The sequence below is a fragment of the Halomonas halocynthiae DSM 14573 genome, from assembly GCF_000425725.1.
Taxonomy (GTDB): Bacteria; Pseudomonadota; Gammaproteobacteria; order Pseudomonadales; family Halomonadaceae; genus Halomonas; species Halomonas halocynthiae.
The window spans coordinates 181002-195515 of sequence record NZ_AUDZ01000013.1; the positions used below are offsets into that span (position 1 = coordinate 181002).

Genomic DNA, 14514 nt, shown 5'->3' on the forward strand with positions numbered 1-14514 from the left:
CAACCATGGGAAAGCTCAGGTATTACTCGTTGCTGCTACCAAACCACTTGCTATGGATCTCATCATAGGTGCCATCTTCACGCATGGCAGCTAGTGCCGCGTTGGCTGGCTCGACTAGGTCGCTGCCTTTGACGAATACGATACCGTATTGTTGACCTTCATAGAGAGGGCCTACAACCTTGACGCGATCATTGCCACGAGTTTGAGAGAAGTAGCCAACATTTGGTGCATCATAGAACACTGCATCAACGCTACCGCCCATCAGGGCCATATACATGTCGGCAGAGCCAGGGTAAGGCGTGATGGTAGTATCGTCACTCAGGTTCTCAGTCAAAAAGTCGTAACTGGTGGAACCAATTTTCGTGCCGACTTTCATGCCAGATAAGTCGTCAATGGTTTCCACACCCTCCTGGTCAGCGCTAACCAAAATTTGCAGGCCGCTATCGTAGTAAGGAGATGAGAAGTCAACAATTTTAGTGCGTTCATCGGTAATGGTGATACCGGCAATGGCGATATCCACGCTACCTGTTTGAACGGCTGGAATGATGCCATTGAAATCCATGGTGTTGATTTCGTAATCAAAACCAGCTCGATCAGCAATTTCACGGATGATATCCATATCAAAGCCGGTCATTTCGCCGGTTTCTTGGTCCAGCATTTCGAAAGGGACGAAGCTGGGGTCGGTGGCTATCTTCACCGTATCTGCCGCAACCATGCCGCTAAAAGCTACGCTAAGGCCCATACAACTAGCAAGAGATAGCGTTTTGAGAGAGTGTTTCATTTATTATTCCTCATAGCTTATTGAAAAATAGCGAATGCATGAATATCAAGCATACAGATTACAATGGCGGCTTGAATGACAAGCGTCAAGTTAAAAGAGGTGCTGGCTTTTGCGTTTTGTCAACGTTTAGTTGCCAACGTTGATTAATAAAAAAGTCAGATCATGAAGGAGGAGCCACAGCCGCAAGTGGTTGTGGCATTGGGGTTTTTAACCAGAAAACGTGCACCTGCCAGTCCTTCTTCAAAGTCGACAACTGAGCCTACCAAATATTGGTATGACAAGGGGTCAACAACCAATGAAACGCCTGAAAAATCGACCTGGGTATCATCGTCGGCAACGTCTTCGGTGAAATCAAAGCCATACTGAAAGCCGGAACAGCCGCCACCAGTGACATACACACGCAACTTGAGTGCTGTATTGCTTTCTTTTTCAATTAGCCGATTCAACTGTGCTTTAGCACTGTCAGAGAGCATTAGCGGAGTTGGTTCGAATGATTCAACATCACTCATGGGAAACTCCTCGGGAGCGATTGGATGAGAGTTAGCCCCGATTATCCCCATTCCTGAGCAAAAGGGTCAACAATTGTTCAGAAATAGGGAAAAGATGGCATCAGGGAAGTAGTGCAGGTGCCTGTAATCCCGTGTTTTCCTCGAAACCGAACATCAGGTTAAGGTTCTGAATAGCTTGGCCGGAAGCGCCTTTGACCAGATTGTCGATGACGGCAAGTACGACGACGGTATCGCTGCCTTGGGGCTGATGCACAGCTAGCCGACAGACGTTGGCTCCTTTAACACTGCGTGTTTCAGGGTGGCTGCCAGCGGGCATTACATCAACAAAGGGCTCATTGGCATAGCGCTGCTCAAATAGCGTTTGTAGATCGTCTACCGGCTGATTCAATTTGGCGTAAAGTGTGGCGTGTATACCGCGAATCATTGGAATTAGGTGTGGCACAAATGTCAGCCCAACCGAAGACCCTGCAGCATCTTCCAACCCCTGGTTAATTTCAGGTAAATGACGATGGCCTGAAGCGCCATAGGCTTTCAAGGACTCACTGGCTTCGGCCAGCAGAAAGGGAATCTTGGCGTTGCGACCTGCGCCGGTAACGCCGGACTTGCAGTCAGCAATTAACGGGTCGGTGTTGACTACGCCTGCTTCCAGTAGTGGCAGTAACCCTAACTGCACCGCTGTAGGGTAGCAACCGGGGACAGCCACCAAGCGCGCTTGACGAATTTTATCGCGATTGACTTCGGGCAGGCCATAAACCGCCTCTTCCAGAAGTTGTGGGGCCCCATGGGGCTGGTTGTACCACTCGGCCCATAGTTTGGCATCTCGCAGTCGGAAGTCAGCAGATAGGTCGATGACTCGGGTTCCTCGCGCCAGCAGATCACCTGCCAAGGAATGCGCGACACCATGAGGGGTAGCAAAGAAAACCACATCACAGCTACCTAAACGCTCGGGGTCCGGCATGCTATAACTCAAGGTGTCATAATGACCTCGCAGGTTCGGATAGAGCTCACTAACGCCAACTCCATCCTCACTGCGCGAGGTAATGCATTCAATGGAGACTTGGGGGTGCCCCGCCAGCAACCTGAGTAGTTCGACGCCGGTGTATCCGGTACCGCCGACGATTCCGACCTTGATCACAGTGGATTCCTCATGTAAGCGCTTTGATTGACAATATGATACACAAGATAGGTGAAGCTAACTCAAAGCAGCCTATCATTGGTACCGGTACGAAGATGAAAACCTATCAGACCAAGCTTGTGGATAACATGGACTGTGTTTGAAAAGGAAGATGGCTTGTCAAATTCCAACCCTCATCGCTTTAGTTTAGAAAGTTTCCGGCGCAAGTTAGCCAGTGTAGATGCGTTGCCCCAGCTGTGTGTTTTGGGCGTTATCGCCGGTGTGATTACTGGCTGTCTGATGACGTTGTTTCGCATGCTGCTTAAGCTGGGTGCGATGTTTTTCATGCCGGATAATGATCCTGAAGCATTCGAGCAGTTAACGCCGATGCTGCGTAGTGCCTTACCGTTATTAGCCGTCACGCTCATAGGCGGGTGGCTAGCTCTACACTCGGGCGGCAGTCGTCATCAGATTGGGATTGCTCATGTGATTGAACGCCTGACTTATCAACAGGGGCGTTTTCCAATTCGCAACTGGATAAGTCAGTGGTGGATAGGTTTGGTGTCTGTGCTTGGTGGTTTGTCGGCGGGGCGAGAAGGGCCGGCAATTCATCTTGGGGCCGCGGCCAGCAGCGGCTTAGGTACGGCGCTGAAATTGCCTCACAACAGTTTGCGTGTGTTAGTTGCCTGCGGCACTGCAGCGGGCATTTCTGCCTCTTTCAATACACCTTTGGCTGGTGTCATTTTTGCCATGGAAGTGGTGATGATGGAGTACACCACTGTGGGCTTTATACCGGTTATTCTCGCTTCTTTCATGGGATCGGTGATTTCTCAGTCGGTATTTGGATTTGACCCACCTTTTCAGAAAGCCGGCGTAGAAATGGATTCTTTTATCCACCTGCCCTGGATTGCGGCCAGTGCGTTACTGATCGGCCTGCTTGCCGGTGGTTTTGTACGCTTGGCACGCAGCGCATCGCGTTTGGATATTCTGCCATTTGCTTTACGTTTGGGGTTAGTCGGTGTTGCCGTAGGGCTGACAGCATTCTGGTATCCCGAAGTACAAGGTATGGGCTATGACAGCATGCGCTTAACCCTAGAAGGGAACGTTGCGGTTGATGTGTTGATGGCAATAGCCATTGGCAAACTTATCCTCACCGCTGGTGCTGTCGCCTGTCGAGTACCGGTGAGTATTATTGGCCCCATTTTGGTGGCGGGGGGTGCGGCTGGGGCCTTGTGTGGCATGGTCGGCAATATGCTGTTACCTGGTGTGCACACTGATCCGGCTTTGTATGCCTTGATTGGTATGGCGGCTATGATGGCTGCCGTATTGCAGGCACCCATGGCGGCACTGATGGCGCTGCTGGAGCTGACACACAACCCGCAGCTGATGTTACCAAGCATGCTCGCAGTGGTGGTTGCCTGTCTGACGGCTCGTCAGTTATGTGGCTGTGATGGTTTTTTTATTAGCGTAACGCGTTATGGCATGCACCCTTTGCAACAACCCTTGATGCAAGCGCTGAGCCGTATTTCTGTACCTGCGGTTATGGAAAGAAATCTCACACGAACCAGAAGGCGTTTGAGTTATGAGCAGGCGAGTGCTTTGCTGGATGCGAATCCAGAGTGGATCATTATTGAACGCTCCAGCGATGATAAACCAGCTCTGGCAATGAATGCGGCACATTTGGCTCGCTGGCTGCTGGAACACACCGCCGATGATGTATTGATCGACGCCGAGGGCATGTTTGACTTGCTGGAAATTCCTGGGGAGCGCTTAGAGCTGGCGCCCATTCATCTTCAGGCGACTTTGTCGGAGGCTTACCAGTGTCTTAATGAGAATCCGGTAGATGCGCTGTATGTGGTACACGGCCGTCGGCCTGACAAACCACGCATTTCCGGTATCATCACACGCAGTGCGATTGAGCGTTACTATCGCTACGAGGACCAGTCCACGACAAAAAACAGGTAAAATGACGCGTGGAAAAATGAAACAGGACCGTCTGACTAATCTGATTAAGGAGCCACGATGTACTTGTGGATAAAAGCCCTGCACCTAATTGCCATGGTGACCTGGTTTGCAGCACTGTTCTATCTCCCCCGGCTGTTTGTGTATCACGCTATGGCCCGTGACAAGGGAGAAACTCAGGCGATAGATCATTTTATTGTGATGGAGCGCAAGCTATATCGGGGTATCATGATGCCGTCGATGATTGCGTTATTGTTGTTCGGTGGCACCCTGCTGTATCTGATGCCCAGCTGGCTTTCTCAAGGCTGGATGCACATCAAGCTGACACTGGTACTGCTGTTGATCGTTTATCATCACGTCTGCATGATTTACCTGAAACAGTTTGCTCAAGGCCGGTGTACAAAAACACATCGCTTTTTCCGTATTTTCAATGAATTACCCGTTATTGCTTTACTGATCATTGTCTTTCTTGCCGTCTTGAAGCCGTTCTGATGAACAGGATGGTGCCTGCTGTGTCAGCTGATGTTCCCATCGTGCTGGTGTTTTCTGGTCATGATCCAACCGGAGGGGCGGGGCTGGTGGCGGACAGCGAAGCAATTGCGGCCTGTGGTGGCTGGGCAATGACAATCCCCACAGCATTGACGGTGCAGAACTGCCGTAATGTACAAGCAGTTGCTCCGGTGAGTGGTTCGCAAATCAGAGCGATGGCTAACGCATTGGAAGACCTTCCCGTGGCGGCTATCAAAGTTGGCCTAATCGCGAGTATTGACAGCCTGTTAGCGGTTATGGAAATCATTCGGCAGCGCCCTGGTGTGCCGGTCATTGTTGACCCCGTGCTTAAAGCAAGCGGTGGTGCTGAGTTATCGGATGCTGAGCTTGTTGATACGTTTTGTGAGCTGCTGCTGCCTCAAGTGGATATTGTGACGCCCAACCGTTATGAGCTGGCGCGCCTGGCTGGGCCTGATAGTACCGATGACACTCAACGTGCCACTGCACTTTTGCACCGAGGATGTCAGGCTGTATTGGTGACCGGTACCGATGACCCTGTTCCAGGTGTTGCTGTGTCTCATGTGATGCATACGTTGCACCGCCCGCATGGTGATCGGCAGTGGCAATGGCCCAGATTAGCGGGCAGTTATCATGGTTCGGGCTGCACTCTAGCTGCCGCATTGGCGGCACGTTTAGCCATAGGGGAAGGTGTTGTTAGTGCTTGTGAGCAGGCACAGGCCTTTACTTGGCAAGCGCTTAAGCGAGGCTGGCAGCCTGGAAAGGACCAGTACTTGCCACGGCGGTTATGGCAGTTACCAAATACCTCGTTCACCATTCCTTTTACAGCGGTATGATAGTGGACACTCCAGTGGTTGGTTTTTGCAGCTATGGTCATTGAAAATGATGCCCCAAGAGGTATTGATTGGCAGAAATGCACCAGCTTTCCACGGAAAACCCACGGCTTACCAAAAGGTTTTCCATAAAGTTATCCACAAGCTTAGGCCGCGTCATACAAGGCTTCCAGTAAATATTTACTTTTCCTTCAACAGGGTATAGGGGTTGATATGACCACATCTGCACAGCTCTTTGAACAGGCTTGCCAACACATCCCTGGCGGTGTGAACTCGCCGGTTCGTGCCTTCAAAGGGCTGCACCGCCCACCCGTTTTCATGGAGCGAGCTCAAGGCGCTTATCTTTACGATGTGGAAGGCAAGCGCTATATCGACTATGTGAATTCCTGGGGACCGATGATTACCGGCCATGCTGACCCAGAAGTGCTTAATGCTGTGCGTCAGCGTCTTGAACAGGGATTGTCATTTGGTACGCCAACGGCGGTTGAAACCACCATGGCTGACCTAATCTGCGACATTATTCCGTCCATCGAAATGGTTCGTATGACCTGTTCTGGTACGGAAGCCACCATGTCAGCGATACGCTTGGCTCGTGGTTATACCGGACGCGACAAAATCGTCAAATTCGAGGGCAATTATCATGGCCATTCGGATTCTTTGCTGGTGAAAGCGGGTTCTGGCGCACTGACTCATGGTGAGCCAAGCTCGCCAGGTGTGCCAGCGTCTTTGGCCGAGCACACCGTTACGTTGTCGTATAACGATATTGATGCAGTGGAAGACTGTTTCGAGGAAATTGGTGATCAGATTGCCTGTATCATCGTTGAACCAGTCGCTGGGAATATGAATTGTATTCCTCCTCAGCCAGGCTTCCTTGAGGCATTGCGTAATGTGTGTAACCAACACGGCAGCGTATTGATTTTTGATGAAGTGATGACTGGCTTTCGCGTCGCGTTGGGAGGGGCTCAGGCCCATTATGGAATCACCCCTGACTTGACTTGCTTGGGTAAGATCGTTGGTGGCGGTATGCCGGTAGGCGCTTTTGGTGGGCGTCGCGATATCATGGAAAAAATCTCTCCGCTGGGTCCTGTTTATCAGGCAGGTACATTAGCAGGTAACCCACTGGCCATGGCCGCTGGCGTTGCACTGCTTAGCAAAGTGCGTGAGCCGGGTTTTCATGATGCGTTGGCACAGCGTGTTAATACGCTGTGCCAGGGGCTTGAAGAGCGTGCCAAGGCGGCAGGGATCAGCCTGATTACCCAAAGTGCTGGCGGTATGTTCGGACTTTTCTTCACCGGCCAGAGTCGTGTGGATAACTTTGCTCAAGCGACTGCCTGTGATAGTGAAGCATTCCGTAGGTTTTTCTCCGGTATGCTTGACCAAGGCGTTTACTTGGCACCTTCAGCGTTTGAAACGGGTTTCATGTCCAGTGCACATACGCCTGAGCATATTCAGGCAACTCTTGATGCAGCTGAGGCGGTATTTGCCACGATGGGCAAACGCTGAGCAGGTGTTTGGCCTGGTGTCAGGTAGTCAGGACCAAGGAGAATCAGTATGACGCAGCGCGACCCAAAGGCTTCACCACATCAGGCGTCAGCTAATACGCAAAGCCTGACGCTTGATTCACTCATCGAAACGCTGAGTGAATGGCAGGAACATCATGCCACCCATAGCGATAGTGCATCGCAACTGCTTGACTCGTTGGCACGTCAGATAACGCTGTGTCTGGGAGGTTTGGGTGATGCCCTGCAGGGTGATGAAGATCAACGTCGGCTTAAGGCGTTAGGTGGCTGGTTGTGGGAAAGTGTTGAGCGCCTGACACCACAGATAGAAACTCGTGCTCATCGGGCGTTGCCGTGTAGCTGGGCCAGAGACCATGGGGATCATCGTCTGATAGACGACAACCAGGTGTTGCTGGCGCAGGCCGTTGGTCGTGTGGCTGAGCAGTGCGGTATCGATGCATGTCAGGATCCTGCCGAAGACCTTGCTTCGCTTCTGGTCGGGCTGAAAATGGCTGGCAGGCAAGAGCTGGCTCGCGATGCGCTGGATCGCTACTTGCGTCACAGCGGTGACTACCCTATAGCCCGTTTGCTCTCATTTTATTTGGTGTTGGCGAGCTTACGTGCCGCGTGGGCAGCGCTGCACCAACAGACTCATGAAGCGCTGGGCGAGATGTCGCCCTCCTCCTGGATGGTTGAGCATCTTGGGTTGGCGCGAGGTTATCTTAGCCTTGCTGAGCAATATGCAGAGTTTCGTTTCCCGCCATTAATTATTGGCGTTGGTGTTTCCGGCAGTGGTAAGAGTCGCTTTACCCGAACGCTGGTAACGGGGCTTGGGGCGGTGCGGTTAACTTCATATAGCGAGCGACGGAGGGTCAGTGAGTTTAAAAATAATCCACAGCAGGGTGAGAGTGCCTGCCCTGTGGATAAATACTCGCCGGAGATAACCGCGGCCACCTACCAGCGACTGGCCGACTGCATAGGCTGGTTGCTAGACGGGGGGATCCCTGCATGTGTTGATAGCACTAGCCTGACACGTGAACAGCGTCGTCTTCTATGGCAGCAAGCCGAGAAGCGTGGTTTGCCTGTGTTATTGGTTAGCTTTGAGGCAGATGAAACAACGCTCAGGCGCCGTTTAGGTAAGCGCGCGGTGCGCTTGGGCATGACGGAAGCGGAGTGTCTTGCGTTGTTTGATACCCAGCGACAAGCCTTTGAACCCTTTGACGATGAAGAGCGGTTACATCTCGTTCGACTTGATACCACCGCTGACAATGCCGCAGAAACTCTGGCTTCCTTGATTAAGGAAAACGTCAGGTTCTGTTGAGCCGTTGTTCAGCCGACAGGAAGCCCGACAATGAAAGCCACTCAATTAGTACTGGCCAGTGGAAATGCCGGCAAGCTGCGTGAGTTCAATGAATTGCTGACGCCGCTGGGTTATGAGGTGATAGCTCAGTCGGCATTCGGTGTACCCGAGGTTGATGAAACGGGGCTCACTTTTGTCGAAAATGCATTGCTTAAGGCCAGGCAAGCTTGCCGCGTCAGTGGCTTGGCATCGTTAGCTGACGACTCAGGTATAGAAGTGGATGCCCTTAATGGCCAGCCGGGCATTTACTCTGCACGCTTCGCCGGTGAGCCAAAAAGTGATCAGCGTAATAATCAACACCTGTTGCACTTATTAGCCGAGGTCCCTTCGGCTCAGCGTACAGCGCGTTATTGGTGTGTCGTCGTGTTGATGCGTCATCCTGACGATCCTGTGCCGATTATTGTCCAGCGGAGTTGGGAAGGAAAAATATTGGAAGAACCTAATGGTGATGGCGGATTTGGCTATGATCCGTTATTTCACGTCACCGGCCTGGGCAAAACGGCTGCGGCGCTGGATGCAACACAGAAAAATCAATTTAGTCATCGTGGGCGTGCAGTCAGGCGGCTCGTAGAGCGGTTGTCTTCTGGAAATCAAGCGTGAGACTTCCTCCGCTATCTCTCTATGTTCACGTGCCTTGGTGCGTGCGCAAATGTCCTTACTGTGACTTCAACTCACACGGCGTGGGTCGTCATGAGGATTTGCCTGAAGAAGATTACCTTAATGCTCTGATTGCCGACCTGGATGCAGAATTGCCGTTGGTTGCGGGGCGTGAGCTGGTCAGCGTATTTATTGGTGGGGGGACGCCCAGTCTGATGAGTGCTAATTTTTATCAGCGCTTGTTAGATGCTCTGGCTGCTCGCTTACCTTTGGCCGATGATATTGAAATCACTCTAGAAGCTAACCCTGGCACTTTGGAACACGGTCGTTTCACAGGTTACCGGCAGGCCGGTATTAATCGACTGTCGCTTGGTGTGCAGAGCTTTCATTCACCTCAGCTTAAGGCACTGGGGCGGATTCATAGTGGCCAGGATGCGCTGGCGGCTGTTGATGAAGCGGTACGTGCTGGCTTCGATAATTTCAATATCGACTTGATGCACGGCCTGCCAGAGCAGACCCCAGAGCTGGCACTAGCCGACTTGGATCAGGCGATTGCTTTGTCGCCTACGCATCTGTCTTGGTATCAGCTCACTATTGAGCCTAATACCGAATTCCACTCGCACCCACCGCTTCTTCCGCAGGAAGAAACGCTGTGGGATATTCAGGATATTGGCCATGAGCGGCTTGAGTCGGCGGGATTCAAGCGTTATGAAATTTCAGCTTATGCGGCTAATCATTGCCGTTCTCAGCATAACCTCAACTATTGGCAGTTCGGTGATTATTTGGGTATTGGTGCAGGTGCTCACGGAAAAATCAGTGCTGCGCGTAGCCATGAACTGCTTATTGAACGGCGCTGGAAAGTACGTCAACCCGATTCATACTTGCGTCGAATCCACGATCCTAGAGGATTTGTTGCTGGCCAACGCCGCTTAGAAGACGCCGAGTTACCGCTAGAATTTTCGATGAATGCGTTGCGACTGACAGAAGGTGTCGCGATGTCATCATGGCATCTCAATACAGGCCGAACGCGCCAACAGTTAGAGGCCCACCTTGGCAGAGCACGTGAATCGGGGCTGTTAATTGATGACAAGGATGAGTTTTGTGCGACGGAGCGCGGTCTACTGTTTCTGAATGAACTGTTGGCTATGATTAACGAAACAGGCCAAAGCAGATGATAGATTCCAGTTAATTCCGCTTATTTCATCGAAGGAGTGTTTGTATGTATAGGACAACGCGTTTTATTGCCCCGCTGGCAGCTGTCATGTTAATGGCAGGTTGTGCCACTAATGATCCGTACTCAGGACAGACCCAACGCGGTAATACTGGCACCGGTGCTGCTATTGGTGCGGCTGTTGGAGCGGCGGCGGGGGCACTGAGTGGAGAGGGCAGCACCAGTCGTCGTGACCGTGCCTTGATTGGCGCTGCTGTTGGTGTTGCCGCTGGTGCCGGCATTGGTGCCTATATGGACAAACAAGAACAGCAATTGCGCCGAAACATGCAGGGAACAGGAATAGAGGTAGATCGCCGTGGCGACGATATTACTCTTAACATGCCCAGCGGCGTAACCTTCGGGTTTGATTCCAGCAATCTGACGTCAACTGCAAAAAGTGCTCTTAATGATGTCTCTAGTGTATTGATCCAGTACCCCGATACTCGAGTGAATATCGCTGGCCACACAGATAGCACAGGGGATGCAGGCTACAACCAGGGATTGTCTGAACGTCGTGCGCGCAGTGTTGGAAATTACCTCATGCAAACCGGTGTGTCCGGTAATCGCTTGAACATGATGGGCTACGGTGAAAACCAACCGATTGCCAGTAATGACACGGAAAACGGACGTGCTAAAAACCGTCGCGTAGAAATTACCTTGAGCCCGATTGCGCAACCGTAGTATTACCCGCGTGTATTGACCGATACCAATCGATATCAACAAGCCCGCTGTAACTCAGGTACAGCGGGCTTGTTGATTTTTTACGTAATGAATTATTAGTTACGTATCGATGTTTTTTGAGACGTGGTCTCTCGAAATACTACCTATCATATCCCTGTAAATAATGCAGACGTGCGTTAACCATGGTTAGAAATCACTTCCCGATGCAGAAGCTACTAAATATTTCTCCTAGCAGGTCATCGGCGCTAAATTCACCAGTAATCTCATTCAGTGCTTGCTGAGCATCGCGCAGATCTTCGGCGAGTAGTTCACCAGCCGCGTGACCTTGCAGCTGAGCCTGGCCATTAGCTAACGCATTGGCGGCGCGTTCTAGTGCATCCAGATGACGACGACGCGCAGAAAACCGCCCTTCAGTGGTAGCTGAAAAGCCCATGACACTTTTGAGGTGTTCTTTTAGGTTATCCACACCCTCACCAGTGTGTGCTGATAGGCGGATAACCGGTTGGGGTGTGGATAAATCGATAGCTGCGTCTTCGCCGCTAGTATCAATTTTATTGCGCACCAGGGTTAGCCGGCTTTGATCTGGTAAGCGTTCAACAAACTCCGGCCAGATCATCATTGGGTCAGTGGCTTTGGTAGTAGTTGCATCGAGCAGCAGTAGCACGCGATCGGCTTTTTCTATTTCTGCCCAGGCGCGGGAGACCCCGATTTTTTCCACAGCGTCTGGGGTATCCCTGAGCCCTGCGGTGTCTATGATATGTAGTGGCATACCGTCCAGCTGGATATGCTCACGCAGTACGTCACGCGTGGTGCCAGCGATATCAGTAACGATAGCGGTATCTTGTTCAGTTAGCGCGTTGAGTAGGCTGGACTTTCCGGCGTTGGGGCGGCCGGCGATCACAACATTCATGCCCTCGCGCATCAGTGCGCCTTGGCCAGCTGCCGCATGCACTTTACGGAGCTCATTACAGACGTTCTGAAGTTTGGCCTCCACCTGCCCATCAGCCAGAAAGTCGATTTCTTCTTCAGGAAAGTCGATGGCGGCCTCAACAAATAGCCGCAATTGAATAAGACGTTCTACTAACGCTTTGACGCGGCTAGAAAACTCCCCTTGTAGGGAATGCAGTGCGTTTTCAGCAGCGCTACGTGAGCTCGCTTCAATAAGGTCTGCAATGGCTTCTGCCTGAGCGAGATCTAACTTGTCATTGAGAAAGGCACGTTCAGAAAATTCGCCGGGCCGGGCTAAGCGAGCACCTAGCTGTAGGCAGCGTTCAAGCAACATGTCCATGATAACCGGGCCGCCGTGACCCTGTAGCTCAAGAACATCTTCTCCTGTAAAAGAATGTGGGCCTGGGAAGTAAAGGGCAATTCCCTCATCGAGGGGGCCTGTGTCGCCTTTGAAGGGGGTATACAGTGCTTTTCTTGGTTCGGGATATATTCCAAGTACGGCGTATGCGATATCACGGCAAGCAGGCCCAGAGACACGAATAATACCTACACCGCCGCGGCCTGGAGGGGTTGCCAGAGCGGCAATGGTATCTTGCGTATAAAGGTGTTCAGCCATCAGTGGCTCCTGAAAGTATGATGCTCATATTGTCAGTATCAGCGGCCATAAACGCCAGACCCCCGCAAAAGCGGGGGCCTGAAATCGGGTAGATCAGAGTGTGATCAACCGTTGGGCTACTTGGTCTTAAGCCCCTTGCCGACGGATGGGTCATTTTCAATCTGACGCGTGATGTAATACTGCTGCGCGATCGAAATGACGTTGTTGGTTACCCAGTAGATGACCAGACCAGCAGGGAACCACAGGAAGAAGAAAGTGAAGACGATAGGCAGCATCTTCATGATCTTGGCCTGAGTCGGGTCTGGAGGTGTCGGGTTGAGCATCTGTTGCACAAACATCGAGGCACCCATCAGAATCGGCAGGATGAAGTAAGGATCTTTGACCGACAGGTCATGAATCCAGAACATGAAAGGCGCGTGGCGCAGCTCAACCGACTCTAACAACATCCAGTATAGGGCAATAAATACCGGCATCTGTATCAGTATTGGCAAACAGCCACCCAGAGGGTTGATCTTTTCCTTCTGGTAGAACTTCATCATTTCCTGAGACATTTTCTGGCGGTCGTCGCCAAACTGCTCTTTCAGGCGTTGCATTTCTGGGCCGAGCTTACGCATGCGCCCCATAGATTTGTATGCCTTGGCAGATAGTGGCCACAATGCGGCTTTGACCATCACCGTCAAGAGAACGATAGACCAGCCCCAGTTACCTATCAGGCTGTGGATCTTTTCGAGCAGCCAAAACAGCGGGTTGGCGATGAACCATAGCCAGCCAAAATCGACGGTCAGCTCCAGGTTAGGCGCGACTTCTTTGAGGTCTTTTTGCACCTTAGGGCCCATATATAGCGTTGCTTCTAGATCAGCATTGCTACCTGGTGCCACGGTGACATTGGGGCCGGCAAACACGGCCAAGTTACGGCCCTGGGCATCGGTGCTGGTGTAGTAGAGGTTTTGCTGATTCTGAGGGGGAGCCCAAGCCGTAGTGAAGTAATGCTGGATCATGGCAACCCAGCCACCTTTGGCATCACGGTTATCAACTTTTCCTTCTTGAATGTCATCAAAGTTGATTTTTTCATAGCGTGTATCAGGCGATGAAAAAGCCGCACCCAAGAAAGACTTCATGCCCATTTTGGGGCCACTAGACGGGTCGGGGCTGTTGTCTCTGACGAGCTGGCCGATAAAGCGTGCCGTGACGGGTGTCTCACTTTCATTGGCTAAATGGTAAGAAACTTTTACTGCATAGCTGTCACGTTCCAGCTCGAAACGTTTGATGACATCGACTCCGTTGATGTTGGCAGTGAGCGCAACATCCAACTGATCATCCCCTTTTGCGAGGCGATATTCCGGCTCTTGTGACGTGTAGTCGATACGCCCTTTGTAGTCACTCAGGCTGAGCCCAGATTTTGCGGTGTAATACGAACCCCCTTTATTTGCTGTGGGAATGTTCAGCAGCACAAAGGGTTGGTCACCTTCTTGGGTCTGATCATGCTTAAGCAGCGCCGCATAGACCACATCACCACCAACTGGGTCGATGCGCAGATCTAAAACATCGGTGGTAATAGCAATCAGATCACGGCTGTTAGTGGCGGCCTGCACAGGAACCTGCCCAGGAAGAGAGCCTGCAAGACCATCGTTGCTGGCCGGCTGACTGGGGGCTGATAACGCGCTATCAGCTGACCCCGAGGGCTCACTGTTTTGCTGGTTGGTTACCGTCGGTGGCGCCTGATGCGCGGTGACTGGCTGGCCGTAGTCCTTGTTCCACTGCACGATGATCAGGTAGGCAAGAAGCGCCAGTGGAATCAGCAGAAATAGTCGTTTTATGTCCATGAAGGGTCTGCCCGATGGGGGAGTGAACATTCCGATGGCGAAACATAGCTCGCACACCTGAGATGAACAAAAGC

Annotated in this window: 13 protein-coding genes; 8 read left to right on the forward strand and 5 right to left on the reverse strand. The window is 51.8% G+C overall.

Annotated features, from left to right (window positions below; translation table 11 throughout):
- Nucleotides 1-22: 22 nt before the first annotated feature.
- The 3 genes from H616_RS0100865 to argC form a co-directional block, all read right to left on the reverse strand.
- Nucleotides 23-781, reverse strand: coding sequence for a transporter substrate-binding domain-containing protein (locus H616_RS0100865; RefSeq protein WP_027965666.1), 759 nt, complete (start codon nucleotides 779-781; stop codon nucleotides 23-25).
- 155 nt (nucleotides 782-936) lie between these two features.
- Nucleotides 937-1290, reverse strand: a complete 354-nt coding sequence (erpA, locus tag H616_RS0100870) for an iron-sulfur cluster insertion protein ErpA (protein ID WP_027965667.1) — start codon at nucleotides 1288-1290, stop codon at nucleotides 937-939.
- A 100-nt stretch (nucleotides 1291-1390) separates the two neighbouring features.
- Nucleotides 1391-2425, reverse strand: coding sequence for an N-acetyl-gamma-glutamyl-phosphate reductase (argC, locus tag H616_RS0100875; protein WP_027965668.1), 1035 nt, complete (start codon nucleotides 2423-2425; stop codon nucleotides 1391-1393).
- 156 nt (nucleotides 2426-2581) lie between these two features.
- Between argC and H616_RS0100885 the strand changes: the two genes are divergently transcribed.
- The 8 genes from H616_RS0100885 to H616_RS0100920 all read left to right on the forward strand — a co-directional run bounded on the left by H616_RS0100885 (nucleotide 2582) and on the right by H616_RS0100920 (nucleotide 11053).
- Nucleotides 2582-4369, forward strand: a complete 1788-nt coding sequence (locus H616_RS0100885; protein ID WP_027965669.1) for a chloride channel protein — start codon at nucleotides 2582-2584, stop codon at nucleotides 4367-4369.
- Between the two features lie 57 nt (nucleotides 4370-4426).
- Nucleotides 4427-4858 carry a protoporphyrinogen oxidase HemJ gene (hemJ, locus tag H616_RS0100890; RefSeq protein WP_027965670.1) on the forward strand — a complete coding sequence of 144 codons (432 nt, stop codon included), beginning with the start codon at nucleotides 4427-4429 and terminating at the stop codon, nucleotides 4856-4858.
- 20 nt (nucleotides 4859-4878) lie between these two features.
- The gene (gene thiD / locus H616_RS13915) at nucleotides 4879-5709 is read left to right on the forward strand and encodes a bifunctional hydroxymethylpyrimidine kinase/phosphomethylpyrimidine kinase (protein ID WP_240470507.1); all 831 of its coding nucleotides are present in this window, start codon (nucleotides 4879-4881) and stop codon (nucleotides 5707-5709) included.
- Between the two features lie 210 nt (nucleotides 5710-5919).
- Complete coding sequence (gene hemL, locus H616_RS0100900; protein ID WP_027965671.1) at nucleotides 5920-7209, forward strand: glutamate-1-semialdehyde 2,1-aminomutase; 1290 nt, start codon at nucleotides 5920-5922, stop codon at nucleotides 7207-7209.
- Between the two features lie 48 nt (nucleotides 7210-7257).
- Nucleotides 7258-8526: a P-loop nucleotide/nucleoside kinase family protein gene (locus H616_RS0100905; protein ID WP_027965672.1), complete on the forward strand. Its 1269-nt coding sequence runs from the start codon at nucleotides 7258-7260 to the stop codon at nucleotides 8524-8526.
- Nucleotides 8527-8556: 30 nt separating this feature from the next.
- Nucleotides 8557-9165 (forward strand): RdgB/HAM1 family non-canonical purine NTP pyrophosphatase, encoded by a 609-nt coding sequence (gene rdgB, locus H616_RS0100910; RefSeq protein ID WP_027965673.1) that lies wholly within the window; start codon nucleotides 8557-8559, stop codon nucleotides 9163-9165.
- Complete coding sequence (gene hemW / locus H616_RS0100915; protein WP_027965674.1) at nucleotides 9162-10337, forward strand: radical SAM family heme chaperone HemW; 1176 nt, start codon at nucleotides 9162-9164, stop codon at nucleotides 10335-10337. The genes rdgB and hemW overlap by 4 nt, the downstream gene beginning before the upstream one ends.
- 44 nt (nucleotides 10338-10381) lie before the next feature.
- Nucleotides 10382-11053 carry a YiaD family glycine zipper/OmpA-like lipoprotein gene (locus H616_RS0100920; protein ID WP_027965675.1) on the forward strand — a complete coding sequence of 224 codons (672 nt, stop codon included), beginning with the start codon at nucleotides 10382-10384 and terminating at the stop codon, nucleotides 11051-11053.
- A gap of 193 nt (nucleotides 11054-11246) precedes the next feature.
- On the opposite strand, the gene mnmE is transcribed toward H616_RS0100920, so the two are convergent.
- Together mnmE and yidC are read right to left on the reverse strand one after the other, a co-directional pair.
- Nucleotides 11247-12617, reverse strand: a complete 1371-nt coding sequence (gene mnmE / locus H616_RS0100925) for a tRNA uridine-5-carboxymethylaminomethyl(34) synthesis GTPase MnmE (RefSeq protein WP_027965676.1) — start codon at nucleotides 12615-12617, stop codon at nucleotides 11247-11249.
- 116 nt (nucleotides 12618-12733) lie between these two features.
- Nucleotides 12734-14440, reverse strand: a complete 1707-nt coding sequence (yidC, locus tag H616_RS0100930; protein ID WP_027965677.1) for a membrane protein insertase YidC — start codon at nucleotides 14438-14440, stop codon at nucleotides 12734-12736.
- Nucleotides 14441-14514 lie beyond the last annotated feature (74 nt).